Genomic DNA, 24,064 nt, shown 5'->3' with positions numbered 1-24,064 from the left:
AGGTGATTATCTAAGCCTTATTTTTTAGGAGTAAAAATGACTAAAAAAGTATGTTTAATAACTGGCAGCACCCTCGGCGGCGCAGAATATGTGGCTGAACATTTACAGCAAGTGCTAGAAACTCAGCAAATTTCCACCGCACTGTTGCACGGGCCTGATTTTGCTGAAGTGGCTGATGAAAATCTTTGGTTGATTGTCACTTCCACCCACGGTGCTGGCGAATTGCCTGATAATCTTAAACCGTTGTTTGATGAAATTAGCGCACAAAAACCAGATTTATCCCATTTGCGCTTTGCGGTGATCGGGTTAGGAAATTCCGATTATGATACCTTCTGCAATGCGGTGAACATTGTACAAGAATGTTTAACCCAACAAAGTGCGGTGCAAATTTGCGATCCTTTAAAAATTGATGTCCTTGCAGTGGACGATCAAGAACAGTATGCCGAAAATTGGATCCCAACTTTTTTATCTCATTTTTAATCTTCAGATCTGATGATCATCTCATCAGATCACCATTCTCTCTTTTAATGATCTCTCATCCACTACCCTGTGGATAACTCAGTAAAAACTTGTCTAAATATTGTATTTATTCTGTAAATAAAAATAAGGAAAAGCTTGATTGTGGATAACTTTTGCTTTTACTCACAACATATACAGCTAGATCAATGGGTGATCTAAACAACCTAAAAAAGGATCTAACTCCTTTATTTTTAAGCGAAAATTTGCCTTATGCACAAGGATCAACGATCCTAATAATTATCATAATAAGATCTTTATATATAAAAAGAGATCTTATATTAATAAGGCAAGGATCTTCTTTCTGCTCCTTTGATCGAGAGAACAAAATTCACCGGATCTTCAATCTTCGATTTAAGCAACGATCAATTTGATGTAGAATACGCGGTTACTTTTATGAAGATCAAATTTATCACGCAATTAAGGTTATTATGTTTTATACGGAAAGTTATGATGTGATTGTGATTGGTGGTGGACACGCGGGTACAGAAGCAGCTCTTGCGCCAGCACGAATGGGATTAAAAACATTATTATTAACGCACAATGTAGATACATTAGGGCAAATGTCTTGTAACCCAGCCATTGGTGGCATTGGTAAGGGGCATTTAGTCAAAGAAATTGATGCTATGGGTGGTTTAATGGCCACTGCGGCGGATCAAGCCGGTATTCAATTTCGTACTTTAAATAGCAGTAAAGGCCCTGCAGTACGCGCTACGCGTGCGCAAGCGGATCGCGTGTTATACCGCCAAGCGGTAAGGATCGCGTTAGAAAATCAACCGGATTTAGATATTTTCCAACAAGAAGTAACAGATATTTTGATCGAACAAGATCGCGTTGCGGGTGTAGAAACCAAAATGGGATTAAAGTTTAGATCTAAATCGGTGATCTTAACCGCTGGGACATTTTTATCGGGTAAGATCCATATTGGTATGGAAAATTATGCGGGTGGACGTGCAGGCGATCCTGCCTCAGTAAGTCTAGCTCATCGTCTGCGCGATCTGAATTTGCGCGTGGATCGTTTAAAAACAGGCACCCCACCGCGTATTGATGCAAGAACCATTAATTTTGATGTGCTAGCAAAACAACACGGCGATGCAAAATTACCGGTTTTTTCTTTTATGGGATCAGTGGATCAGCACCCGCGCCAAATTCCTTGCTATATCACCCATACCAACGATCAAACCCACGAATTGATCCGTAATAATTTGGATCGTAGCCCGATGTATGCCGGTGTAATCGAAGGAATAGGGCCGCGTTATTGTCCTTCCATTGAAGATAAAGTGATGCGTTTTGCTGAACGTAATTCGCACCAAATTTATCTTGAGCCTGAAGGTTTAACGTCCAATGAAGTTTATCCAAACGGTATTTCTACGAGTTTGCCATTTGATGTGCAAATGGGCATCGTTAATTCAATGAAAGGATTGGAAAATGCTCGCATTATCAAACCAGGTTATGCTATTGAGTATGATTATTTTGATCCCCGTGATCTAAAACCTACCTTAGAAACCAAAGCGATTAAAGGCTTATTCTTTGCAGGCCAAATTAATGGTACGACAGGCTATGAAGAGGCCGCGGCGCAAGGATTATTGGCAGGAATTAATGCAGGGCTTTATGTGCAAGATAAAGACAGCTGGTATCCGCATCGTGATCAAGCTTATATTGGCGTGTTAGTGGACGATCTTTGTACCTTAGGCACCAAAGAACCTTATCGCGTGTTTACCTCCCGTGCGGAATACCGTTTATTGCTGCGTGAAGATAATGCAGATATTCGTTTAACCCCAACGGCACATAAACTTGGCTTAATTGATGAAAAACGCTGGGCGCGTTTTAATCAAAAAATGGAAAATATAGAATTAGAGCGCCAGCGTTTGCGTAGCATTTGGTTGCATCCACGTTCTGAATATTTGGCCGAAGCTAATGAATTGCTAAATAGCCCATTAACTCGTGAGGCAAGTGGCGAAGATTTATTACGCCGTCCAGAAGTGAATTATCAATCTCTTACTCAATTAACTCCATTTGCGCCTGCAATTGAAGATAAAGAAGCGGCAGAACAAGTGGAAATTGCGATTAAATATCAAGGTTATATTGAGCATCAGCAAGAAGAAATCTCACGCCAAAAACGTTATGAAAATACCGAAATTCCGGATAATTTTGATTATGATGCGGTATCTGGGTTATCTAATGAAGTGCGGTCGAAATTAATGCAACATCGCCCAACCTCAATTGGGCAAGCAAGCCGTATTTCTGGCGTAACACCTGCGGCCATTTCCATTTTATTGGTAAATCTGAAAAAACAAGGTATGTTAAAGCGTGGTGAATAATGGCTAACATCGAACAACTTAAAGAAAAATTAAATTTTCTGCTAAAAAGCACCGCACTTTCTGTGAGCGATCAGCAAAAAGATCAGCTTGTTAAGCTTGTGGCGTTGTTGGATAAATGGAATAAGGCTTACAACCTCACTTCTGTGCGTGATCCGCAGGAAATGTTAGTGAAACATATTATGGATAGCCTTGTTGTCAGTCCTTACTTACAAGGTGAGCAATTCATTGATGTGGGAACAGGGCCAGGCTTACCCGGCTTGCCTTTAGCCATTATTAATCCAGATAAAACCTTTGTGTTGTTAGATAGTTTAGGCAAACGCATTAGCTTTATCCGTAATGCCTTGCGTGAGCTTGGTATTACCAATGTAATTCCAGTATTAAGCCGAGTTGAAGATTATCAGCCTGAAGTGTTATTTGATGGTGTATTAAGCCGCGCTTTTGCGTCATTAAAAGATATGACCGACTGGTGCCAGCACTTGGTTGATGAAAATGGCATCTTTTATGCCCTAAAAGGACAATATCATCAAGACGAAGTGGAGCAATTATCAGCCGATTTTGTGATAAAAAATGTGATCAACTTAACAGTTCCAGAATTAATTGGCGAAAGAAACCTTGTTTTGTTAAATAAAGGTTAAAATTTTTTGAACCTTTTTTGAATTTATAATAAAATAAACAAGTTATTGTATAGTCTATTTATTGCTATCTAATCCATTTTGAGTATAATTAATAGGCTATTTTAAGTTAGGTTCGTTTGATTTTTAAACAAAGTGACAAATGTCTGCAATCATAAAACAAGTTAAAAAGAAATATCAGGTTGCATTGAGCATAGAATTGCTCGTTTTTATTGTCATTTTTGCAATGTTAAGCACATCGCAATCCGTAAGTGCGGGGTCTTTTTTGCTCGGATCATTAGCGATTTTTGTTCCGCATTGTTTATTTGTTTTTCTGGTGTTTTTTATAAAGCAGAAAAACAATCATAAATTAACCACATTTTATCGAGGTGGGGCAATAAAATTTATATGTACGATCATTTTTATCGTATTAGCATTCAAATTTTTTGCTGAAATGAATTATATTACTTTCTTTTCTGGTTATTTTTTAGGGTTATTACTAAATAACCTGATGCCTTTAATGGTAAGTAAATTTTTTAGAATTTAGTTTAAATTTCAAGGGATTAACTATGTCTGACCTTACAACCGCAGGGTATATTCAACACCATTTAGAATTTCTTAAAACAGGGGATTCTTTCTGGCACGTTCACTTAGATACGCTTTTCTTTTCAGCGGTATCTGCCGTTATTTTCCTTTTTATTTTCTATAAAGTGGGTAAAAAAGCCACTTCTGGCGTACCAGGCAAATTGCAATGCTTTGTAGAAATGATCGTAGAATGGGTTGATGGTGTGGTAAAAGAAAATTTCCACGGGCCACGCAATGTTATTGCACCATTAGGGCTAACCATTTTCTGCTGGGTGTTCATTATGAATGCCATCGATTTAATCCCTGTGGATTTCTTACCACAAGTGGCAAATTTATTCGGTGTTCATTATTTAAGAGCTGTTCCAACGGCAGATATTAGCGCAACCCTTGGTATGGCTATTTGTGTATTCTTCCTCATTATTTTCTATACCATCAAATCGAAAGGATTGAGTGGTTTTGTTAAAGAATATACGCTCCACCCTTTCAATCACTGGGCTTTCATTCCAGTAAACTTAATTCTTGAATCTGTAACTTTGCTTGCTAAACCTATTTCATTAGGTTTCCGTTTGTTTGGGAATATGTACGCAGGTGAGCTTATCTTTATTTTGATTGCCGTAATGTATAGTGCCAATATGGCGATTGCTTCACTCGGCATTCCATTACATCTTGCGTGGGCGATTTTCCATATTTTGGTTATCACCTTACAAGCGTTTATCTTTATGATGCTAACGATTGTTTATTTAAGTATCGCTTACAACAAAGCGGAACATTAAACACAGATTATTTAACGATTTTTATTAACTAACCCAGCCAGTTAGGCTGACTTTCTTAAATCTAACGGAGAAAACTATGGAAACTGTAATTACAGCTACGATTATTGGTGCATCAATCCTACTTGCTTTCGCAGCATTAGGTACAGCAATTGGCTTTGCGATTTTAGGCGGCAAATTCTTAGAATCTTCTGCGCGTCAGCCTGAATTAGCAAGTAGCTTACAAACTAAAATGTTTATCGTTGCTGGTCTTTTAGATGCTATTGCAATGATTGCAGTAGGTATTTCGTTACTTTTCATTTTCGCAAACCCATTCATCGGATTATTACAATAATTGTCAGCGTTGTTTGTACAACCAAGCTTTACCCTAAACGGGTAACATTGATGACATTATTGAGGAGGGCGTTGTGAACTTAAATGCAACATTAATTGGTCAGCTTATTGCATTCGCACTATTTGTGTGGTTTTGTATGAAATATGTTTGGCCACCAATTATTAAAGCAATTGAAGAGCGTCAAAGCTCAATTGCTAATGCTTTAGCTGCAGCAGAAGTCGCACGAAAAGAGCAAGCTGAAACCAAAACATTGGTGGAGCAAGAAATTAATCAAGCGAAACTTCAAGCACAAGAAATTGTGGATTTAGCGAATAAACGTCGCAACGAAATCCTAGAAGAAGTGAAAGCTGAAGCAGAAGCATTAAAAGCAAGAATTATTGAACAAGGCCACGCTGAGATTGAAACAGAGCGTAAACGTGTTCAAGAAGAATTACGAGCGAAAGTAGCCTCTTTAGCGGTTGCAGGTGCTGAGAAAATTGTGGGTCGCACGGTTGATGAAGCGGCAAACAATGACATTATTGAAAAATTAGTTGCAGAACTATAAGAAGGTTGGGCTTATGTCAGAATTAACTACCATAGCTCGCCCTTATGCAAAAGCAGCATTTGATTTTGCTATCGAGCAACAAGCACAAAACAAAAGTGCGGTGGAAAAATGGGCAGAAATGCTAAATTTTGCTTCTCAAGTTGTTGAAAATAAAGAGATGCAAGATTTCCTAACAGGTGATTTATCTGCCAGCAAAGTTGCTGATACGGTGATTTCAATTTGTGGCGACCAACTTGATCAATATGGGCAAAATTTGATTCGGTTAATGGCTGAAAATAAGCGTTTAACTGTACTTCCAGCGGTATTTGCACTGTTCCAACATTATGTGAGTGAACACCAAGCGATTGCAGATGTGGAAGTCATCTCAGCTCAACCATTAAGTGCAGAGCAACAAGCTAAAATTGCAGCCGCAATGGAAAAGAAACTTGCTCGTAAAGTTAAATTAAATTGCAGCGTAGATAATGCACTGATTGCTGGTGTTATTATTCGTACAGATGATTTTGTCATTGACGGAAGTAGCCGTGGGCAACTGGCTCGTCTTGCAAATGAGTTGCAATTATAAGAGGAATAAAAGATGCAACTAAATTCGACTGAAATTAGTGAATTAATTAAAAAACGCATTGCCGAATTTAACGTGGTGAGCGAACCACGCAACACAGGAACCATTGTTTCTGTGAGCGATGGGGTTATTCGTATCCACGGTTTAAGCGATGTAATGCAAGGGGAAATGATTGCATTACCCGACAATCGTTATGCAATGGCACTTAACTTAGAGCGTGATTCGGTAGGTGCGGTTGTAATGGGGCCTTATACTGATCTTTCTGAAGGTATGGAAGTTCAATGTACAGGACGTATTCTTGAAGTGCCAGTAGGCCGCGGTTTATTAGGCCGCGTGGTGAATACCCTTGGTCAGCCAATTGATGGTAAAGGTGAAATTGAAAACGATGGTTATGCGCCTGTTGAAGTTATCGCACCAGGGGTTATTGATCGTAAATCTGTTGATCAGCCTGTTCAAACTGGTTATAAAGCCGTGGACTCAATGGTGCCAATCGGTCGTGGTCAGCGTGAGTTAATTATCGGTGACCGTCAAACAGGTAAAACCGCATTAGCTATCGATGCTATCATCAACCAAAAAGATTCAGGCATTAAATGTATCTATGTGGCGATTGGTCAAAAAGCATCAACCATTGCTAACGTAGTGCGTAAATTAGAAGAACACGGCGCATTACAAAATACTATCGTGGTTGTGGCATCCGCATCAGAATCTGCCGCGTTACAATATTTAGCGCCTTATGCAGGTTGTACAATGGGTGAATATTTCCGTGATCGTGGTGAAGATGCGCTCATCGTTTATGATGATTTATCTAAACAAGCGGTTGCTTATCGTCAAATTTCATTGTTATTACGTCGTCCACCAGGTCGTGAAGCTTTCCCAGGTGATGTATTCTATTTACACTCTCGCTTACTTGAGCGTGCTTCTCGTGTTAATGCAGAATATGTTGAACGTTTCACACAAGGTAAAGTAACAGGTAAAACAGGTTCTTTAACTGCATTACCAATTATTGAAACCCAAGCAGGTGACGTATCAGCTTTCGTACCAACCAACGTAATTTCCATTACCGATGGTCAGATTTTCTTAGAATCTAACCTATTTAACTCAGGTATTCGTCCTGCGGTAAACCCAGGTATTTCGGTATCTCGTGTGGGTGGTGCAGCACAAACTAAAGTCATCAAAAAATTAGCGGGTGGTATTCGTACCGCACTTGCGCAATATCGTGAATTAGCAGCATTCGCACAATTTGCTTCAGATCTTGATGATGCAACACGCAAACAACTTTCTCACGGTCAGAAAGTAACAGAATTATTGAAACAAAAACAATATTCTCCATTAAGCGTTGCACAGCAAGCATTAGTATTATTTGCCGTTGAATTTGGTTATTTAGAAGATGTTGAATTAGATCGTATCGCTTCTTTTGAATCTGCTCTTTTAGAATATGCAGCACATAACTATGCTGATTTTATGGACGGATTAACCAAAACTGGCGATTACAATGATGAAATCAAAGCAACATTGCAAGCGATTTTAGACAATTTCAAAGCAAACAGTGCTTGGTAATTCACATTAACGGAGAACATCAATGGCAGGTGCAAAAGAGATAAGAACCAAAATTTCCAGTGTTCAAAGTACGCAAAAAATTACTAAGGCAATGGAAATGGTTGCAGCATCGAAAATGCGTAAAACGCAGGATCGAATGTCATCTTCACGCCCGTATGCTCAAGCCATACGCCGCGTGATTAGCCACGTGTCAAAAGCCAGTATTGGTTACAAACATCCGTTTTTAGTGGAACGAGAAGTGAAAAAAGTAGGTATCCTACTTGTTTCAACAGATCGTGGATTATGTGGTGGTTTAAATATCAACTTATTTAAGACCGCACTTCAAGAAATCAAAGGTTGGAAAGAAAAACAAGTAGAAGTTTCACTGGGTTTAATCGGTGCAAAAGGTATCGGGTTTTTCCAATCCCTTGGCTTGAATATTGCTACACAAAATTCAGGAATGGGCGATACGCCTTCTGTTGAAGAATTAATTGGTACGGCAAATGAAATGTTTGATGCTTATAGAGAAGGCAAATTAGATGCCATCTACATTGCTTACAATAAGTTCATCAACACAATGTCGCAAAAACCTACTTTAGAAAAACTTGTTCCTTTACCTGAATTAGATAATGATGATTTAGGTGAAAGCGCACAATCTTGGGACTATATTTACGAACCTGATCCAAAAGTGTTGTTAGATAGTTTATTGGTTCGTTATTTAGAATCTCAAGTGTATCAAGCGGTAGTTGAAAATTTGGCTTCTGAGCAAGCGGCACGAATGGTGGCGATGAAAGCGGCAACTGATAATGCAGGAAACTTAATTAAAGACTTGCAATTAGTTTACAACAAAGCTCGCCAAACAAGTATTACAAATGAATTAAATGAAATTGTTGCTGGTGCAGCGGCAATTTAAGTAAAGAGGATCGATAATGGCAACTGGAAAAATTGTACAAATCATCGGTGCGGTTATTGACGTTGAATTTCCACAAGATGCAGTACCAAAAGTATATGATGCCTTAAACGTTGAAACAGGCTTAGTGCTTGAAGTTCAACAGCAATTAGGCGGTGGAATCGTACGTTGTATCGCAATGGGTTCATCAGATGGTTTAAAACGTGGTTTATCCGTGTCTAATACAGGCAAACCAATTTCCGTTCCAGTGGGAACAAAAACCCTAGGACGTATTATGAACGTACTGGGTGAACCAATTGACGAACAAGGCCCAATTGGTGCAGAAGAAACTTGGTCAATTCACCGACCTGCACCAAGCTATGAAGATCAAGCAAACAGCACGGAATTGCTTGAAACAGGGATCAAAGTTATCGACTTAATCTGCCCATTTGCAAAAGGGGGTAAAGTTGGTTTATTCGGTGGTGCGGGTGTAGGTAAAACCGTAAATATGATGGAATTAATCCGTAATATTGCGATCGAACACTCAGGTTATTCTGTATTTGCAGGGGTAGGTGAACGTACCCGTGAAGGTAACGACTTCTACCACGAAATGACTGAATCTAACGTATTAGACAAAGTATCCCTTGTTTACGGACAAATGAACGAGCCACCAGGTAACCGTCTGCGTGTTGCATTAACCGGTTTAACTATGGCAGAAAAATTCCGTGATGAAGGCCGTGATGTATTATTCTTCGTGGATAATATTTATCGTTACACCCTAGCAGGGACAGAAGTATCTGCATTATTAGGTCGTATGCCATCTGCAGTAGGTTACCAACCAACCCTAGCAGAAGAAATGGGGGCATTACAAGAGCGTATCACCTCTACCAAAACAGGTTCTATCACCTCTGTACAAGCGGTTTATGTACCAGCCGATGACTTAACTGACCCATCGCCTGCAACCACCTTTGCGCACTTAGACTCAACGGTTGTATTAAGCCGTCAAATTGCGTCATTAGGTATTTACCCAGCGGTAGATCCCCTTGATTCAACTTCTCGCCAATTAGACCCATTAGTGGTTGGCCAAGAGCATTATGATGTAGCGCGTGGCGTACAAGGTATCTTACAACGCTACAAAGAATTGAAAGACATCATCGCAATTCTTGGTATGGACGAGCTTTCTGAAGAAGATAAACTTGTGGTAGCACGTGCGCGTAAAATCGAACGTTTCTTATCACAACCGTTCTTCGTTGCAGAAGTGTTCACTGGCTCACCGGGTAAATATGTCTCATTAAAAGACACTATTCGCGGTTTCAAAGGTATTTTAGAAGGTGAATATGACCATATTCCAGAACAAGCGTTCTATATGGTTGGTTCTATTGATGAAGTGCTAGAAAAAGCCAAAAATATGTAATCACTTCAAGCCTGATTAAACACTTGAAGGAGAATCACAATGGCAACATTAAATTTAACGGTTGTAAGTGCAGAAGAAAGCATTTTTACTGGTCAAGTAAAAAGCATTCAAGCCACAGGGATTGAAGGGGAGCTTGGTATCTTACCGGGCCACACCCCATTATTAACGGCAATCAAACCGGGTATCGTCAAATTGACTTTAGAAAATGGCAATGAAGAAGTTATCTACGTTTCAGGTGGCTTTTTAGAAGTTCAACCGAATGTCGTTACCGTCCTCGCAGATGTCGCAATCCGTGGTAAAGAGCTTGACGCAGATCGTATTTTAGAAGCGAAACGCCGCGCAGAACAAAACATTGTATCTAGCGCAAAAGACGCAAACTACGAAATGCTCGCCTCTCAACTTGCTAAAGAATTAGCAAAACTACGCGCTTACGAACTGACAGAAAAATTAGTCAAAAACAAACGCTAATTTTACCGCACTTTCTTTACTGTATCTAAAAAACCACCCTTCGGGTGGTTTTTCTTTTCCTAGTCAAAACTTGTCTAAAAATATTTTGTGAAACATCTCTCAAAACAAAAATTTTGATGTTTTTATATATTGAAATATATGTTCTAATTTTGTTGGGTATGAAACAAAAGGGGGACATATGAATAGCCATATACAGCAACGTTATGTTTTTGCAAAAGATCTCATTAAGAATGTGGGGGAAATAGCACTCTCATTCTACTTAAATAGAGACAAACTTAACATTCAGCATAAAAAGGGAGAAGCACAAGATTTAGTAAGCATCGCTGATCAAAATGTTGAAAAAGAGATTAAAACTGCATTAAAAGCCCACTTTCCTGATGATGGCTTCTTAGGTGAAGAATCCGGTGCCGATGGGCTTGATAAGGACTTTTGCTGGGTGGTTGATCCCATTGATGGCACAAGTCCTTTTTTATATGGCCTGCAGGCTTGGTGTATTTCTATTGCAGTGCTTTACAAACAGGAAATTGTTATTGGGCTGATTTACGATCCATTGCATAAAGAGCTTTTTCATACGATGAAAGGTGAAGGTGCGTTTGTTAATGAAGCTCCTTTATCTGCATCAAAAGCGACTTCTTTGCAAGAGGGATTAGTTGGATTGGGAATGTCTCATCGTGTTCCACAGAGTACATTTGTGCCAGTTATTGATCAAGTATTAAAAGAAGGAGGAATGTTTGTCCGTAATGGTTCAGGGGCATTAACCTTGGCTTATGTCGCGGCAGGCAGATTAATTGGCTATTTTGAACCGCATATCAATGCGTGGGATTGCCTTGCCGGTATTTTATTAGTTCAAGAGGCTGGTGGACAAACCAATGACTTTTTAGCAAATGATGGATTATTAAAAGGAAATTATATTCTTGCTAGCAGTCAAGGCATATTTAATCAGCTTGAAGCTATTCGATCCTTAACTTTATAGGAGGAAAATACAATGTCTATTTTAAATTTTTTCAAAGCAAGCCCAGCTATTCCACTTAAAGATTACACCGAGGCAATGTTTAAAAGCACAAGAATGAAAAGTTTTTGGGCATTCTCTTTTGCTTATGCTATTTATTATGTTTGTCGTTTATCTTTTAATGTCGCTAAGCCAGCCTTAGTCAATAATAATATTTTAACTCCAACAGAACTTGGGGTTATAGGTTCTGCTATTTTTATTACCTATGCAGTTGGTAAATTTGTTAATAGTGCAGTAGCAGATCACTCAAATATTGTACGTTACCTTTCGGTAGGATTATTTTTCTCCGCATTATGTAATTTTGCCATGGGAATGACGACCAGTGCTATTTTTCTTACTATCATTTGGGGATTTAACGGTTGGGTACAATCAATGGGCGTAGGTCCTTGTGTGGTAGCACTTTCACGTTGGTATGATGATAAAGAACGAGGTTCTTACTATGGATTTTGGTCAGTTGCTCATAATGTAGGTGAAGGGATAACCTTTGTCGTTACTGCTGCAATTATTACTACTTTCGGTTGGCGCTTTGGTTTTAGTTTTGCGGGTATTATGGGATTATTGGGCGTGTTGGTTGCAATAATGTTTATGAAAGACTCGCCAGCAGCTTGTGGCTTTAAACCGATTATTACAATGGATAAACAAACAGAGGAGTTAGATAATAAAGAAGTATTGAAACATCAATGGGACGTTATTAAAAATCCTGCCATTTGGGTGTTAGCAGTGGCTTCTTGCTGTATGTATATTGGTCGTTATGGTGTAAATAGCTGGGGCGTATTTTTCCTTGAAAATGGAAAAGGCTATACAACATTAGAAGCCGCATCGATCATTAGCGTAAACAGTATTGTTGGTATTTTAGGGACAATTGTTTCAGGCTGGTTGTCAGATCGTTTCTTGCAAGGTAAACGAAATATTATGACGGTGATAGTAAGTTTACTCAATGCTCTTTCTCTTGCAGCATTTTTATTTGTTCCTGCAGGTAACACCTGGCTTGCTATTGGCGCACTTTCTGTCTTTGGTATTACTTTAGGTATTCAACTTTGCTTCTTAGGTGGGTTGTTAGCAACAGATATTTCCCACAAATCAGCATCGGGAATTGCCTTGGGAATGATGGGTGTATTTGGTTACGCTGGTGCAGCAGCGGGTGAATTTTTAACAGGTTTTATGATTGATAAAACAACGGTTATTGATTCGGCAGGTAATAAAATTTATGATTTTGATTCCCTTGCTTATTTCTGGGTAGGTGCTGATTTACTCTCCGTTGTTGCCGCAATTATTTTCTCAATTTTAGTTGTATATCAAGCTAGAAAATCAAAAGATGTAGCTTAGCTTTTAAATAAAAAGTGCGGTAAAAACTACCGCACTTTTTTGTAAATATAGTCATAAGTTATACGTTGGAAAATCCTATCCTTTATACCCCAAAACAACATTTCCCCAATCATTGTCACTAAATTGAATGCCTAATTTTCCTTTTTCTTTGATAAAAGAGCGGTGTAATCTGGCGAGATTTTTGGCTTTCCAGTTATTGCCTGATTTTTCGGCGCATTTGTCAAAATCAATCAGCCAGTATTTTTGTTCTGGTGTGGCGAAATGTTGGACTAAAATATTATGGGCGTTAAGGTCGGTGTGGCAGATTTGTCGGTCGTGTAATTGGCGGATTAAATGGCCGATTTGCTGCCAATTTTCAGCAGATAAAGAATGATGCTGCAAAAGTGCGGTGAGATCTTGCGCATTTTCGATTTTTTCACTCAGTAAATCCGCTTGATAGCAAATGCCCGCTTTACCTTTAATCACTCTTGCGCCAATAGGTTTTGGCACGGGGAGTCCGTCTTGATGTAATTTATTTAACAAATGAAATTCGGCGAAGCTGCGCGTGTGCTGAAGATCGTGGAACCCATAACGATCTTTATTCAACTTACCAAATAAACCACCGCGATAATAATGGCGCAAGGCACAATTTACGCCAAAAAGGTCCGCACTTTGCACAAACCAAGTTGTCCCCCGCCCTTTGGCTGAACCAAGAATACGCTGCTGTTGCTGCCAAAATTGCGGATCAAAATAAGCGCTGGGATCAACAGGTTGTGTTTCCAGATTAAAAATAAAATATTGGTTTTGCTGTTGCAGTTCAAGCATATTGGGCAGATTTCTTATAGAATAGATCAATAAAAATATTCTACTGAAAATAAAAAAGAATGCTACATTAAGCAGAAAAAGTAAGGGAAATCTATGGCACTTTTTTCCACGCCCCCTAAATCCATTTGTATTTTACGCCTTTCCGCCATTGGTGATGTGTGTAATGCGTTGTCAGCGGTACAACAAATTCAGCGTTATTGGAAAGATACTCAAATCACTTGGATTGTGGGCAAAACCGAAATGCAGTTATTGCAAAATGTGAAAGGGATTCGCTTTATTCCGTATGACAAAAAAACCGGCTGGAAAGGCATTTTAGCTTTATGGAAAACCTTGCGTGGCGAACATTTTGATGTGCTATTAAATATGCAAACAGCCTTGCGTGCTTCAATGATTTCTTTAGGCATCAAAGCCACTTATAAAGTGGGTTTTAGCAAAAACCGTGCGCGAGAAGGGCAATGGTTATTTACCAATCGTAAAATTAATGAACCAACTAATCCGCACGTTTTAGCGGGATTTTGGGCATTTGTGGAATATTTAGGCTTGCCTGTGGAAACCCCAAAATGGGATTTAGCCATTGGCGAAAAAGAAATTTCCGCCATTCAGCAATTTATTGATCCGACAAGAAAAAATCTGCTCATTTCTCCTTGTTCAAGCAAATCAGAAAAAGATTGGTTGGCTGAACGCTATGCAGAAATTGCCAATATCGCGCATCGTCAGAATATTAATGTGATTTTGTGTGGCTCGCCTGCGCCAAGAGAGCAAGCAATGATCGAAGAAATCATCGCGCTGTGTGATTTTCAGCCTGTGAATGCGAGCGGCAAAACCTCATTATTGGAATTAAGTGCCTTAATCGGAATGGCAGATTTACTGCTCGCACCCGATAGCGGCCCAGCACATATTGCCACCGCTCAAGGCAAACCTGTGATCGGATTGTATGCTTACCATAACCCGCTACGCACAGGGCCTTATAATAATTTGCCCGAAGTGGTTTCCGTGTATGAACAAAATGCCCTGCAAGAATTTGGTAAACCTTCTAGCCAATTACCTTGGGCAACCAAATTGAAAGGCAAAGATTTAATGGCACAAATTTCTGTGGCAGACGTATTAGAGAAAATGCGCCAGATGGGCTTTATTCAATAAATATTGAGGTTGTATTAGATAAGCCCCAAATTCCACACCATAATAGTAGTTTTTTGACGGTTCTTTTGGTAATCCAAAGTTAAACCGAAATTCACATTCTTTCAAAAATAATGGAAAATATTTCTTATCTATCCCATTAATGCTTCTGTAGAATGAGTTATTACTTCAAGTACAGAAATGTCGGAAGTTTCTTTATATGAGCTTTATATAACCAAATCATCTAACCAATAATTTTTTATTCTTTTTAAATTCACTCTTCCGTTGTTTAGAATGATTGCCAGTTTATGACTTCAACAGGGAAGGAAAATGAATTGGCAGTATGTCTTTGACAATATTCCGAAATTTATTGATGCCAGCATTATTACTTTGCAGCTCTCGTTTTGGAGTATTGTGTTTTCTCTCATTATTGGGCTTTTGTGTGCGGTGGCTACCAGCTACAACATTCGTTTTTTTAATTCGCTCGCCAAAGCCTATATTGAACTTTCGCGCAATACGCCTTTGTTGATCCAACTTTTCTTTCTCTATTTTGGTTTATCCAAATTGGGAATTAAGTTAGATGGGTTTACTTGCGCCATTATTGGCTTAAGTTTTCTTGGGGGAAGTTATATGGCTGAGGCGATTCGAGCAGGGATTGAGAGCGTTTCAAAAGGGCAAGTGGAATCAGCCCTGAGCTTAGGATTAACGCCCACACAAGCCTTTATTTATGTGATTGCGCCACAAGCCTTGAGCCTTTCCCTGCCTGCCATTGGTGCAAACTGTCTGTTTTTAATGAAAGAAACCTCTATCGCCAGTGCGATTGCTATTGCGGAATTAATGTTTATGGCGAAAGAATTAATTGGCCTAGATTATAAAACTAACGAGGCATTATTTTTATTGGTGGTATTTTATCTCATTATTTTATTGCCAGTTTCGTTTCTTATTCATTATTTAGAGAAATGTAGCCGTTATGCAAAATATGGGAGCATTTAATAATGGGATTAGCTATTTTATTAGAAGGAAATAATTTACAACGATTATTAAATGGCTTAGCGGTTACAGCTGAAATTGCATTTATTTCCGTATTATTCTCTTGCCTGTTAGGCATATTACTTGGCATTGCAATGACTAGCCGAAATAAAATAATCCAAGGAATTTGTCGTTTATATTTAGAAATGGTGCGAATTATTCCTTTACTAGTGTGGTTATTTATTGCCTATTTTGGTTTGGCTAAGTGGTTGAATATTCATTTAAACGGCATTGCAGTATGTATTTTCGTCTTTATTTTTTGGGGAACGGCTGAAATGGGCGATTTAATGCGCAGTGCATTAAATTCCATTGAAAAACATCAACGAGAATCTGCTTATGCCTTGGGATTAAATAGTACACAAACCTTTTTATATGTGCTGCTACCACAAAGTTTAAAGCGCGTTACGCCAAGTGCGATTAATTTATTTACCCGAATGATTAAAACCAGTTCATTGGCAATGTTAATTGGCGTGCTAGAAGTGGTGAAAGTGGGGCAACAAATTATTGAAACCTCGTTATTTACCGATCCTTCTGCGGCATTTTGGATTTATGGACTTATTTTTCTTTTATATTTCGCAATTTGTTATCCCTTGTCCATTTTTTCTCGTTATATAGAAAATCGTTGGGAGCAATAAAAGGAAATCAAAATGGCATTATTAGAAATTAATCAACTGGTAAAAAAATACGAAAAAACCACCGCACTTCAAGGCATTGATTTAGCCATAAAAAAGGGCGAAGTGGTGGTGTTGCTTGGGCCTTCAGGCTGCGGGAAAAGCACCTTGTTGCGTTGCATTAATGGGCTGGAATCCATTCAAGGTGGTGAAATCATCTTGCAAGATCAAGGCGTGTTAGGCAAACAAGTGCCTTGGGTACAAGCGCGCCAACATATTGGAATGGTTTTTCAAAGCTATGAATTATTTTCTCACCTTTCGGTGATCGACAATATTTTGCTCGGCCCAATGAAAGTGCAAAAGCGTTCCCGTGCGGAAGTGGAAAAGCAAGCTGATGAATTACTTAAACGTGTGGGCTTGCTGGATCGCAAAAATGCCTATCCGCGCGAGCTTTCAGGCGGCCAAAAACAGCGTATCGCCATTGTTCGCTCTTTGTGTATGAACCCAGAAATTATGTTGTTTGATGAAGTTACCGCAGCCCTTGATCCTGAAATGGTGCGTGAAGTACTAGATGTGATTTTAGAGCTTGCCAAAGAGGGAATGACAATGCTGATTGTAACCCACGAAATGGCCTTTGCGCGCCAAGTGGCAGATCGCATTATTTTTATGGACGCAGGAAAAATCGTGGAGGAAAACACGCCAGATCGCTTTTTTACCAACCCGAATTCTGATCGGGCAAAAACGTTCTTAAACATCTTAAACTATGAACCAAGAGGAATAGACTATGAAGAAAACATTTAAAAAAATCACCGCACTTTTTGCTACCACCCTGCTTGCTGCAAGCCTAACAGCGTGCAATGACAACGAAAGCAATAGCGCGCAAAATCGTCTGCAACAGCTACAAAAAGCCGATAGCGTGCGCATTGGCGTTTTTAGCGATAAACCGCCTTTTGGCTATGTGGATAACCAGGGCAAAAGCCAAGGTTTTGACGTAGAAATTGCAAAAGCCATTGGTAAAGATTTGCTAGGTGATGAAAACAAAGTGCAATATGTTTTGGTGGAAGCCGCAAACCGCGTGGAATATTTGCAATCGAACAAAGTGGATATTATTCTCGCCAACTTCACCGTTACCCCAGCGCGCAAAGAAGTGGTGGATTTTGCCAAGCCTTATATGCAAGTGGCGTTGGGCGTGGTGTCAAAAGACGGCGCGGTTATTACCGACATCAATCAGTTAGAAGGCAAAACCTTATTGGTGAACAAAGGCACCACGGCAGATGCTTACTTCAGCAAACATTATCCGAACATCAAATTATTAAAATTTGAACAGAACACGGAAACCTTTGAAGCCTTAAGAGATGGACGCGGTGATGCGCTCGCCCACGACAACACCTTGCTGTTTGCTTGGGCAAAAGAAAACCCAGGTTTTACCGTTGGCATTAAAACCCTTGGCGATCAAGATTTTATCGCTCCAGCGGTGAAAAAAGGCGACACCGAATTGCTCGCTTGGTTAGATCAAGAAATTGAAAAATTAGGCAAAGAAGGCGTGTTAAAACAAGCTTACGACAAAACCTTATTGCCTGTTTATGGCAACACCATCAGCGAAAAAGAAGTGTTAGTGGCTTATTAAGTTTAAATTGAAGAAATAAAAAAGTGCGGTGAAAAAATTTAACAAATTTCCACCGCACTTTTTCTTTTTAGAGCATTAGTTTATTGAATTTTAATATTCATCTTATAGCTTGATGTAAGTTTTTTGATGGATTGTGCTTTCGGTTGTAGCACGCGCACTTCATAGCGCCCTGTTCTTGGTAAAATATATGGCGTGTTTGGTGCGAAATCATCTTCGCCGTAGATAATGGCTTCCGCTGCGCCTTTGCCGCTTAATTTTACGGTTAAGGTTTGCCCTTCTTTAGCATAAAACGCATAGCTACGACATTGCCAGCCTTTGATTTTACCGCTGTAATTGGCTGATGATGCGCCTTTTTTAAATTTTACGTTAGTGACTGCGCAGTCTGCCGCATAGCTTGGCACGCTAGCTAACACCGCTGAGCCAACCACTAAGGCAGAAAGAATGTGTTTTACTGATTTCATAATAGTTCTCCAAATTGGATTGTGATTAAGGTGAAAATTAGACCTTTGATTACAGCCGAAGTTCAAAAATCTGTTTTTCGGGATTGGCACGAAAGCCCGCCATTTCTAGCAAGGATTGCTGCTGCGGATCTTGCTCCACCACCAAACGTGTAGATTGTGTGTAACGCACAAATTCTTTGGCTTTGGCGATAAGTGCGGTGTAAATTTCCGTAGAATTTTGTTGCGGCAGCACAAAAATATCCGTCAGTTGCCAATAGCGTTGCAGTTGTAAGGAAGAAAGGCGAGGATAAAGCTGAATAAAACCAAGCGCTTGGTTTTGAGCGTCCACCGCAAGGAAGAAAATGCTTTCACTAAAGCGAATACGGTTGGTGAGAAAGGCTAAAGTGCGGTCAGGATTTTCCGCCATACCCTGTGAAAGTCGATATTGCTCAAAAAGGGGCAGCAATAGCTCTAAATTCCATTGTTCAGCTTTAAAAATTTTCATATTGATGATTTTTTGTGAAATCCATACAGTAGATTGTAGCTTTTTAATGCACAATAATCATCTTTTCACAAAAAAATTTTTTAAATTTGCCTAAAATCAACGGAAGCGCAGAAAAAATTTGATATAGTAATGCGGTTATTTTTTGTTAATTACTATGGAGAAAAATTATGGCACGTCGTCCTTTAGTTATGGGTAACTGGAAGTTAAACGGTAGCAAAGCGTTTACCAAAGAGCTAATCGAAGGCTTAAAAGCAGAATTAGCGGGCGTAAATGGTTGTGATGTGGCAATTGCACCGCCTGTGATGTATTTAGCCGAAGCTGAAGCCGCACTTGCAGGCAGCCAAATTGCCTTAGGCGCACAAAATGTTGATGTAAACGTACAAGGTGCGTTCACCGGTGATATTTCAACTGCAATGTTAAAAGATTTTGGTGCGAAATACATCATCATCGGCCATTCTGAACGCCGTACTTACCACAAAGAAAGCGATGAATTTATTGCGAAAAAATTTGCCGCACTGAAAGAAGCTGGTTTAGTGCCAGTGTTATGTATTGGTGAATCTGAAGCGGAAAACGAAGCAGGCAAAACGGAAGAAGTGTGCGCACGCCAAATTGATGCCGTGATCAACGCATTAGGCGTAGAAGCATTCAATGGCGCAGTCATTGCTTATGAGCCAATCTGGGCGATCGGCACAGGCAAATCAGCAACTCCAGCGCAAGCGCAAGCGGTTCACGCCTTTATTCGCGGCCATATCGCAGCAAAATCTCAAGCGGTGGCAGATCAAGTGATCATTCAATACGGCGGTTCAGTCAATGATGCCAACGCCGCAGAATTATTCACCCAGCCAGACATTGACGGTGCATTAGTAGGCGGCGCGTCATTAAAAGCGCCTGCATTCGCGGTGATCGTGAAAGCGGCAGCTGCGGCGAAAAACTAATTTTTGATATTATCTAAAAATTGCAGTACAAATTTGGTTTTATACTGCAATTTTTTTATCAGTACCTTCAAATTTTTTTGCAAATACGATCCTTTCTTGACAATTCTCTAATAAATATCTATAAAAATGCCCTTGTTTAGACAAATGTCTTGTAAACATAGGTTAATATAATCATTAATACTTTATTTTTAAGGATCAGTAAAATGTTATCTGGAAAAGATGTAGCAATATTGGGAATGATGATTTTTTCCCTATTTTTAGGCGCAGGGAATATTATTTTCCCACCAATGGAAGGGTATCAAGCAGGGAATTTATGGTTTTGGGGAGCATTAGGCTTTTTAGTAACTGGCGTTTTTATGCCTTTTATCACCCTGATTGTGGTAACGCTAAAAGGACGTGGTGAAGCATTATCTGTAGATTTACCTAAATGGGCGCACGTTACCTTTTGGACTATCTTATATTTGGTGATCGGATCAACCTTTGCGATGCCAAGAGTAACCAATGTTGCTTATGAAATGGCCTGGCAACCGCTTAATTTAATTTCGGGGGAATATTCTCATATTATCTTTGCTACGGTATTTAACCTGATTGGAATGAGCTTTATGCTTGGTCGTAGCACAATGATTTCCAGTATTGGGAAATTTATGGCACCAATACTACTCGTATTATTAGTGATTGTGGCTTTCCAAGTGATCCACGCACCGCTTTCTCCAGTGATTGAGCCGAGTGGCGCATATCAAGATCATTCTGCCGTAGCAACGGGATTAATTAGCGGCTATCAAACAATGGACGTACTTTCTGCAATGGCCTTTGGGGGCATTGTGGCTCGCGCTTTGGCGGTAAAAGGCGTGTCTGACAACCGCGCGATCGTGCGCTATACCCTTACCGCAGGCACAGTTTCAGTGGTGCTACTGAGCTTATTATATTTCTGCTTATTCTATTTAGGTGCAACAGGCGAACAAGTGGCAAAAACCTCAAGCAATGGTGGCCAACTTTTCGCACAATATGTTAATGCGTTATTTGGTGTAGGGGGATCGTGGATTATGAGCGGTATTGTGTTGCTCGCTAGTCTTACTACCCTTGTTGGGGTAACCAGTGCCTGTGCTGATTATTTCTCTAAATTTCATCCACGTTTAAATTATACTTTTTTTATTATTTTATTTACCATCAGTACGATTATTATTTCTGAAACTGGTTTAAACACCTTATTACGTGTAACTATTCCAGCCTTATTATTGATTTATCCGATAGCTATTATGCTTGTTGCAATGCAATTGTTACGTGAAAAACTGGGTATCAGTCGTAATGGATTTGGCTTGATTATTGCGGTAACGGCCTTATTTAGTATTGCGGATAGCTTAAAAAATATGGAATTATTACCGCACTTTATCCAAACGATGTTAGATAAAATTCCATTGCACCAAGAAGGTTTAACTTGGTTGTTGCCAACTTTATTAACAATAATTTTAAGTATCTTATTTAAAGGTAAAAAATCATAATTCGCCATACTTGCCACAACGGAGGACATTCTATGGATTTTAATCAAATTTTAAATCAAGTTTTTACTGTTGCTAAAGATCAGCTTGGTAAAACAATGAGCGGAAACTCTACCGCAGATAAAATTACCAAAGCAGGCGGTGGCGCAGCAGCCATTGGTTTACTTTCTATGTTATTAGGACGTAATGGCGGCGCAAGCCTTACCAAATTAGGCTCACTCGCGGCATTGGGAAGTTTAGCCTACCAAGCTTACCAACAATATCAGCAAAAAAATGCACAAAATTCAACCGCACTTGATCCAAATCTTAGCGAAGAAACCTTTGTAGATACCGCAGAAAAAGCCACATCAGGGCAATTAATTCTGCAAACAATGATCGCAGCGGCCGCCGCTGATGGAGCAATCAGTGATGAAGAAAAACAACTCATCATCACCGAAGCAGGAAACGATCCTGAAGTGTATCATTGGTTACAGCAACAAATTGAACAACCCATTTCCATCGCTGAAATCGCCCAACAAGTGGGCAACGACACAGCATTAGCTTCCCAAGTTTACCTTGCAGCCCGTGTTGTGTGCGGCGAATTAGATCGCAAAGAAATTGTTTTCCTTGGCAATCTTGCTAACGCACTTCACCTTGATGACGTGCTCGTTGAACAACTAGAAAAACAAGCTGGGTTTTAAATTTTACTAAACCCATATATAACAGAAACGGTGTGTAATTAGACGCACCGTTTTTATTTTGTCTTTACATCAAGCTCTTCTAACAATCACCATAAATCTCGCGTGAGCAAGATCACAGATTAAGAAATTAATATTAGGATTATTTCGTCAAAGTTAAGCTATATAGTTTAAAATAAATTCATAAATAACATCATATTTTTATAAAAAATTTAATTTAAAACAAAAAACTTTGTAAAAAATGGGGTTTCTTGGATAAAAATGTTTGCAATTCTATCTTTTTTTGTTGCATATTAATGCCTGACCGCTTAATCGGTTCGCTTACTAAAAGTGCGGTATAAAAATCACACAAATTTAGTAACCCCTATAACAATTATATTTATTTAAAAAAGGAAACACAGTATGCAAACATTCACTTCATTAGAAGAATTCTTAGCCAAAGTTGAACAACGCGATGGACACCAGCCAGAGTTTTTACAGGCGGTGCGTGAAGTGTTCACTTCAATTTGGCCATTCTTAGAGAAAAATCCACAATATCGTTCGCAAGCGCTTTTGGAGCGTCTTGTTGAGCCAGAGCGTTTAATCCAATTCCGCGTGGCGTGGACAGATGATAAAGGACAAGTGCAAGTAAACCGTGCTTTCCGCGTACAATTCAACAGCGCAATCGGGCCATTTAAAGGCGGGATGCGTTTCCACCCATCGGTAAACCAATCTATCTTAAAATTCTTAGGGTTTGAACAAATCTTCAAAAACGCATTAACTACATTGCCAATGGGCGGTGGTAAAGGTGGTTCAGACTTTGATCCTAAAGGCAAATCTGACGGCGAAGTAATGCGTTTCTGCCAAGCATTGATCAGCGAACTTTATCGCCACATTGGCCCAGACACAGACGTGCCAGCAGGCGACATCGGTGTTGGCGGCCGTGAAGTGGGCTATCTTGCTGGTATGATGAAAAAATTATCAAACCAAGCAGGTTGTGTATTCACAGGTCGTGGATTGTCATTCGGTGGAAGTCTAATTCGCCCAGAAGCAACAGGTTACGGCTTAGTTTATTTCGCACAAGCAATGCTTGAAGAAAAAAATCAATCTTTCCAAGGCAAAACCGTTGTGGTTTCAGGTTCAGGTAACGTAGCGCAATATGCCATTGAAAAAGCATTACAACTTGGTGCGAAAGTGGTTACTTGTTCTGACAGCTCTGGTTATGTTTATGATGAAGCGGGCTTCACAGCAGAAAAATTAGCTGCGTTAATGGAAATCAAAAACGTACAACGTGGCCGCGTGAAAGATTATGCAGAAAAATTCGGCTTACAATATGTTGCAGGCGAGCGTCCTTGGGGCGTGAAAGCAGACATCGCACTACCTTGTGCAACACAAAACGAGTTAGACCTTGCTGACGCACAAAAATTAATCGCCAACGGCGTACAACTTGTGGCAGAGGGCGCGAATATGCCAACCACTATCGAAGCAACAGACGCACTACTTGAAGCTGGCGTATTATTCGGCCCAGGTAAAGCAGCAAACGCAGGTGGCGTGGCAACATCTGGTTTAGAAATGGCGCAAAGCTCACAGCGTCTATACTGGACAGCGGAAGAAGTGGACGCAAAATTAAAACAAATTATGCTCGACATTCACGCAAACTGTAAAAAATACGGTACGGTGGAAGGCCAAGCGAACATCAATTACGTAACTGGTGCAAACATCGCAGGTTTCGTAAAAGTTGCAGATGCAATGTTAGCGCAAGGTGTTTACTAATCGATTTGTTTTCTAAACAAACAAAAGCTATCCCAAAGTGATCTGACCCCAAAAAGTTAGACTACGTATTAATCGAGGACTAAATTCTGTATTCTACAGAGTTTAGTCCTTTTAGCTGACGTTGGATTATCGGTTGAACACTTTTGTGATTAATAGTCAAAAATTTTTTAACCCGAAGGTAATTTAACGA

General features: G+C 39.6%; 26 protein-coding genes. 23 read left to right on the top strand and 3 right to left on the bottom strand.

Annotation, left to right across the window (positions count from 1 at the left end):
- Positions 1 to 36: 36 nt before the first annotated feature.
- From mioC to L5B76_RS06080, 14 genes are all read left to right on the top strand, one after another.
- A complete protein-coding gene (mioC, locus tag L5B76_RS06145) occupies positions 37 to 480 on the top strand; it encodes an FMN-binding protein MioC (protein ID WP_265754680.1) in 444 nt (147 codons plus the stop codon).
- A 467-nt stretch (positions 481 to 947) separates the two neighbouring features.
- Positions 948 to 2,837 (top strand): tRNA uridine-5-carboxymethylaminomethyl(34) synthesis enzyme MnmG, encoded by a 1,890-nt coding sequence (gene mnmG / locus L5B76_RS06140; RefSeq protein ID WP_265754679.1) that lies wholly within the window; start codon positions 948 to 950, stop codon positions 2,835 to 2,837.
- Complete coding sequence (gene rsmG / locus L5B76_RS06135; RefSeq protein ID WP_265754678.1) at positions 2,837 to 3,472, top strand: 16S rRNA (guanine(527)-N(7))-methyltransferase RsmG; 636 nt, start codon at positions 2,837 to 2,839, stop codon at positions 3,470 to 3,472. Before mnmG ends, rsmG begins: the two co-directional genes overlap by 1 nt.
- A gap of 139 nt (positions 3,473 to 3,611) precedes the next feature.
- Entirely contained in the window at positions 3,612 to 3,995 is a 384-nt protein-coding gene (locus L5B76_RS06130; RefSeq protein WP_265754676.1) for an ATP synthase subunit I, read from the top strand.
- A gap of 22 nt (positions 3,996 to 4,017) precedes the next feature.
- On the top strand, positions 4,018 to 4,806 hold the full coding sequence (atpB, locus tag L5B76_RS06125) for a F0F1 ATP synthase subunit A (protein WP_265754674.1): 789 nt from the start codon (positions 4,018 to 4,020) through the stop codon (positions 4,804 to 4,806).
- Between the two features lie 76 nt (positions 4,807 to 4,882).
- The gene (gene atpE, locus L5B76_RS06120; RefSeq protein ID WP_005539567.1) at positions 4,883 to 5,137 is read left to right on the top strand and encodes a F0F1 ATP synthase subunit C; all 255 of its coding nucleotides are present in this window, start codon (positions 4,883 to 4,885) and stop codon (positions 5,135 to 5,137) included.
- A gap of 73 nt (positions 5,138 to 5,210) precedes the next feature.
- Positions 5,211 to 5,681, top strand: coding sequence for a F0F1 ATP synthase subunit B (gene atpF, locus L5B76_RS06115; RefSeq protein ID WP_017806727.1), 471 nt, complete (start codon positions 5,211 to 5,213; stop codon positions 5,679 to 5,681).
- Between the two features lie 13 nt (positions 5,682 to 5,694).
- Positions 5,695 to 6,243 (top strand): F0F1 ATP synthase subunit delta, encoded by a 549-nt coding sequence (gene atpH / locus L5B76_RS06110; RefSeq protein ID WP_035688891.1) that lies wholly within the window; start codon positions 5,695 to 5,697, stop codon positions 6,241 to 6,243.
- Positions 6,244 to 6,255: 12 nt separating this feature from the next.
- The gene (atpA, locus tag L5B76_RS06105; RefSeq protein ID WP_035688894.1) at positions 6,256 to 7,797 is read left to right on the top strand and encodes a F0F1 ATP synthase subunit alpha; all 1,542 of its coding nucleotides are present in this window, start codon (positions 6,256 to 6,258) and stop codon (positions 7,795 to 7,797) included.
- Between the two features lie 22 nt (positions 7,798 to 7,819).
- On the top strand, positions 7,820 to 8,689 hold the full coding sequence (atpG, locus tag L5B76_RS06100) for a F0F1 ATP synthase subunit gamma (protein ID WP_035688897.1): 870 nt from the start codon (positions 7,820 to 7,822) through the stop codon (positions 8,687 to 8,689).
- A gap of 16 nt (positions 8,690 to 8,705) precedes the next feature.
- Positions 8,706 to 10,079 (top strand): F0F1 ATP synthase subunit beta, encoded by a 1,374-nt coding sequence (atpD, locus tag L5B76_RS06095; RefSeq protein ID WP_103854309.1) that lies wholly within the window; start codon positions 8,706 to 8,708, stop codon positions 10,077 to 10,079.
- Between the two features lie 39 nt (positions 10,080 to 10,118).
- On the top strand, positions 10,119 to 10,547 hold the full coding sequence (locus L5B76_RS06090; protein WP_115248763.1) for a F0F1 ATP synthase subunit epsilon: 429 nt from the start codon (positions 10,119 to 10,121) through the stop codon (positions 10,545 to 10,547).
- Positions 10,548 to 10,725: 178 nt separating this feature from the next.
- The gene (locus L5B76_RS06085; protein ID WP_265754671.1) at positions 10,726 to 11,520 is read left to right on the top strand and encodes an inositol monophosphatase family protein; all 795 of its coding nucleotides are present in this window, start codon (positions 10,726 to 10,728) and stop codon (positions 11,518 to 11,520) included.
- Between the two features lie 12 nt (positions 11,521 to 11,532).
- A complete protein-coding gene (locus L5B76_RS06080; protein ID WP_265754670.1) occupies positions 11,533 to 12,882 on the top strand; it encodes an MFS transporter in 1,350 nt (449 codons plus the stop codon).
- A gap of 75 nt (positions 12,883 to 12,957) precedes the next feature.
- On the opposite strand, the gene L5B76_RS06075 is transcribed toward L5B76_RS06080, so the two are convergent.
- Complete coding sequence (locus L5B76_RS06075) at positions 12,958 to 13,686, bottom strand: 3-deoxy-D-manno-octulosonic acid kinase (protein ID WP_265754669.1); 729 nt, start codon at positions 13,684 to 13,686, stop codon at positions 12,958 to 12,960.
- 93 nt (positions 13,687 to 13,779) lie between these two features.
- Between L5B76_RS06075 and L5B76_RS06070 the strand changes: the two genes are divergently transcribed.
- The 5 genes from L5B76_RS06070 (at position 13,780) to L5B76_RS06050 (ending at position 18,069) form a co-directional block, all read left to right on the top strand.
- Positions 13,780 to 14,826, top strand: a complete 1,047-nt coding sequence (locus L5B76_RS06070) for a glycosyltransferase family 9 protein (RefSeq protein ID WP_265754667.1) — start codon at positions 13,780 to 13,782, stop codon at positions 14,824 to 14,826.
- 306 nt (positions 14,827 to 15,132) lie between these two features.
- Positions 15,133 to 15,795 (top strand): amino acid ABC transporter permease, encoded by a 663-nt coding sequence (locus L5B76_RS06065; protein ID WP_265754666.1) that lies wholly within the window; start codon positions 15,133 to 15,135, stop codon positions 15,793 to 15,795.
- 2 nt (positions 15,796 to 15,797) lie between these two features.
- On the top strand, positions 15,798 to 16,466 hold the full coding sequence (locus L5B76_RS06060; protein WP_265754665.1) for an amino acid ABC transporter permease: 669 nt from the start codon (positions 15,798 to 15,800) through the stop codon (positions 16,464 to 16,466).
- A 12-nt stretch (positions 16,467 to 16,478) separates the two neighbouring features.
- On the top strand, positions 16,479 to 17,243 hold the full coding sequence (locus L5B76_RS06055) for an amino acid ABC transporter ATP-binding protein (protein ID WP_265754663.1): 765 nt from the start codon (positions 16,479 to 16,481) through the stop codon (positions 17,241 to 17,243).
- Complete coding sequence (locus L5B76_RS06050) at positions 17,227 to 18,069, top strand: cysteine ABC transporter substrate-binding protein (RefSeq protein ID WP_265754662.1); 843 nt, start codon at positions 17,227 to 17,229, stop codon at positions 18,067 to 18,069. Before L5B76_RS06055 ends, L5B76_RS06050 begins: the two co-directional genes overlap by 17 nt.
- 80 nt (positions 18,070 to 18,149) lie before the next feature.
- Here the strand turns inward: L5B76_RS06050 and L5B76_RS06045 are convergent, their stop codons facing one another.
- Positions 18,150 to 18,530, bottom strand: a complete 381-nt coding sequence (locus tag L5B76_RS06045; RefSeq protein ID WP_265754661.1) for a hypothetical protein — start codon at positions 18,528 to 18,530, stop codon at positions 18,150 to 18,152.
- A gap of 49 nt (positions 18,531 to 18,579) precedes the next feature.
- A complete protein-coding gene (locus L5B76_RS06040; protein WP_265754660.1) occupies positions 18,580 to 19,014 on the bottom strand; it encodes a GNAT family N-acetyltransferase in 435 nt (144 codons plus the stop codon).
- A 167-nt stretch (positions 19,015 to 19,181) separates the two neighbouring features.
- On the opposite strand from L5B76_RS06040, the gene tpiA reads away from it, so the two are divergent.
- The 4 genes from tpiA (at position 19,182) to gdhA (ending at position 23,874) form a co-directional block, all read left to right on the top strand.
- On the top strand, positions 19,182 to 19,949 hold the full coding sequence (gene tpiA / locus L5B76_RS06035; RefSeq protein WP_017805179.1) for a triose-phosphate isomerase: 768 nt from the start codon (positions 19,182 to 19,184) through the stop codon (positions 19,947 to 19,949).
- Between the two features lie 203 nt (positions 19,950 to 20,152).
- Entirely contained in the window at positions 20,153 to 21,448 is a 1,296-nt protein-coding gene (gene brnQ / locus L5B76_RS06030; RefSeq protein WP_265754659.1) for a branched-chain amino acid transport system II carrier protein, read from the top strand.
- A 32-nt stretch (positions 21,449 to 21,480) separates the two neighbouring features.
- Complete coding sequence (locus tag L5B76_RS06025) at positions 21,481 to 22,125, top strand: tellurite resistance TerB family protein (RefSeq protein ID WP_265754658.1); 645 nt, start codon at positions 21,481 to 21,483, stop codon at positions 22,123 to 22,125.
- A 399-nt stretch (positions 22,126 to 22,524) separates the two neighbouring features.
- A complete protein-coding gene (gene gdhA, locus L5B76_RS06020; protein ID WP_265754657.1) occupies positions 22,525 to 23,874 on the top strand; it encodes an NADP-specific glutamate dehydrogenase in 1,350 nt (449 codons plus the stop codon).
- Positions 23,875 to 24,064 lie beyond the last annotated feature (190 nt).

Source organism: Avibacterium sp. 21-594 (assembly GCF_026226815.1).
Classification (GTDB): Bacteria; Pseudomonadota; Gammaproteobacteria; order Enterobacterales; family Pasteurellaceae; genus Avibacterium; species Avibacterium avium.
Note: the sequence above shows the minus strand (reverse complement) of the source record. Positions and strands in the feature narration are given on the sequence as shown.

What these genes read in the sequence shown, in the direction of transcription:
- L5B76_RS06080 (WP_265754670.1), top strand. Translation starts at nt 11,533, where the DNA reads ATGTCTATTTTAAATTTTTTCAAAGCAAGCCCAGCTATTCCACTTAAA.
- L5B76_RS06055 (WP_265754663.1), top strand. Translation starts at nt 16,479, where the DNA reads ATGGCATTATTAGAAATTAATCAACTGGTAAAAAAATACGAAAAAACC.
- atpE (WP_005539567.1), top strand. Translation starts at nt 4,883, where the DNA reads ATGGAAACTGTAATTACAGCTACGATTATTGGTGCATCAATCCTACTT.
- atpB (WP_265754674.1), top strand. Translation starts at nt 4,018, where the DNA reads ATGTCTGACCTTACAACCGCAGGGTATATTCAACACCATTTAGAATTT.
- atpD (WP_103854309.1), top strand. Translation starts at nt 8,706, where the DNA reads ATGGCAACTGGAAAAATTGTACAAATCATCGGTGCGGTTATTGACGTT.
- L5B76_RS06075 (WP_265754669.1), bottom strand. Translation starts at nt 13,686, where the DNA reads ATGCTTGAACTGCAACAGCAAAACCAATATTTTATTTTTAATCTGGAA.
- L5B76_RS06070 (WP_265754667.1), top strand. Translation starts at nt 13,780, where the DNA reads ATGGCACTTTTTTCCACGCCCCCTAAATCCATTTGTATTTTACGCCTT.
- brnQ (WP_265754659.1), top strand. Translation starts at nt 20,153, where the DNA reads ATGTTATCTGGAAAAGATGTAGCAATATTGGGAATGATGATTTTTTCC.
- rsmG (WP_265754678.1), top strand. Translation starts at nt 2,837, where the DNA reads ATGGCTAACATCGAACAACTTAAAGAAAAATTAAATTTTCTGCTAAAA.
- L5B76_RS06060 (WP_265754665.1), top strand. Translation starts at nt 15,798, where the DNA reads ATGGGATTAGCTATTTTATTAGAAGGAAATAATTTACAACGATTATTA.
- atpH (WP_035688891.1), top strand. Translation starts at nt 5,695, where the DNA reads ATGTCAGAATTAACTACCATAGCTCGCCCTTATGCAAAAGCAGCATTT.
- L5B76_RS06045 (WP_265754661.1), bottom strand. Translation starts at nt 18,530, where the DNA reads ATGAAATCAGTAAAACACATTCTTTCTGCCTTAGTGGTTGGCTCAGCG.
- mnmG (WP_265754679.1), top strand. Translation starts at nt 948, where the DNA reads ATGTTTTATACGGAAAGTTATGATGTGATTGTGATTGGTGGTGGACAC.
- L5B76_RS06090 (WP_115248763.1), top strand. Translation starts at nt 10,119, where the DNA reads ATGGCAACATTAAATTTAACGGTTGTAAGTGCAGAAGAAAGCATTTTT.
- gdhA (WP_265754657.1), top strand. Translation starts at nt 22,525, where the DNA reads ATGCAAACATTCACTTCATTAGAAGAATTCTTAGCCAAAGTTGAACAA.
- L5B76_RS06040 (WP_265754660.1), bottom strand. Translation starts at nt 19,014, where the DNA reads ATGAAAATTTTTAAAGCTGAACAATGGAATTTAGAGCTATTGCTGCCC.
- atpA (WP_035688894.1), top strand. Translation starts at nt 6,256, where the DNA reads ATGCAACTAAATTCGACTGAAATTAGTGAATTAATTAAAAAACGCATT.
- L5B76_RS06085 (WP_265754671.1), top strand. Translation starts at nt 10,726, where the DNA reads ATGAATAGCCATATACAGCAACGTTATGTTTTTGCAAAAGATCTCATT.
- L5B76_RS06050 (WP_265754662.1), top strand. Translation starts at nt 17,227, where the DNA reads ATGAAGAAAACATTTAAAAAAATCACCGCACTTTTTGCTACCACCCTG.
- tpiA (WP_017805179.1), top strand. Translation starts at nt 19,182, where the DNA reads ATGGCACGTCGTCCTTTAGTTATGGGTAACTGGAAGTTAAACGGTAGC.
- mioC (WP_265754680.1), top strand. Translation starts at nt 37, where the DNA reads ATGACTAAAAAAGTATGTTTAATAACTGGCAGCACCCTCGGCGGCGCA.
- L5B76_RS06065 (WP_265754666.1), top strand. Translation starts at nt 15,133, where the DNA reads ATGAATTGGCAGTATGTCTTTGACAATATTCCGAAATTTATTGATGCC.
- L5B76_RS06025 (WP_265754658.1), top strand. Translation starts at nt 21,481, where the DNA reads ATGGATTTTAATCAAATTTTAAATCAAGTTTTTACTGTTGCTAAAGAT.
- atpG (WP_035688897.1), top strand. Translation starts at nt 7,820, where the DNA reads ATGGCAGGTGCAAAAGAGATAAGAACCAAAATTTCCAGTGTTCAAAGT.
- L5B76_RS06130 (WP_265754676.1), top strand. Translation starts at nt 3,612, where the DNA reads ATGTCTGCAATCATAAAACAAGTTAAAAAGAAATATCAGGTTGCATTG.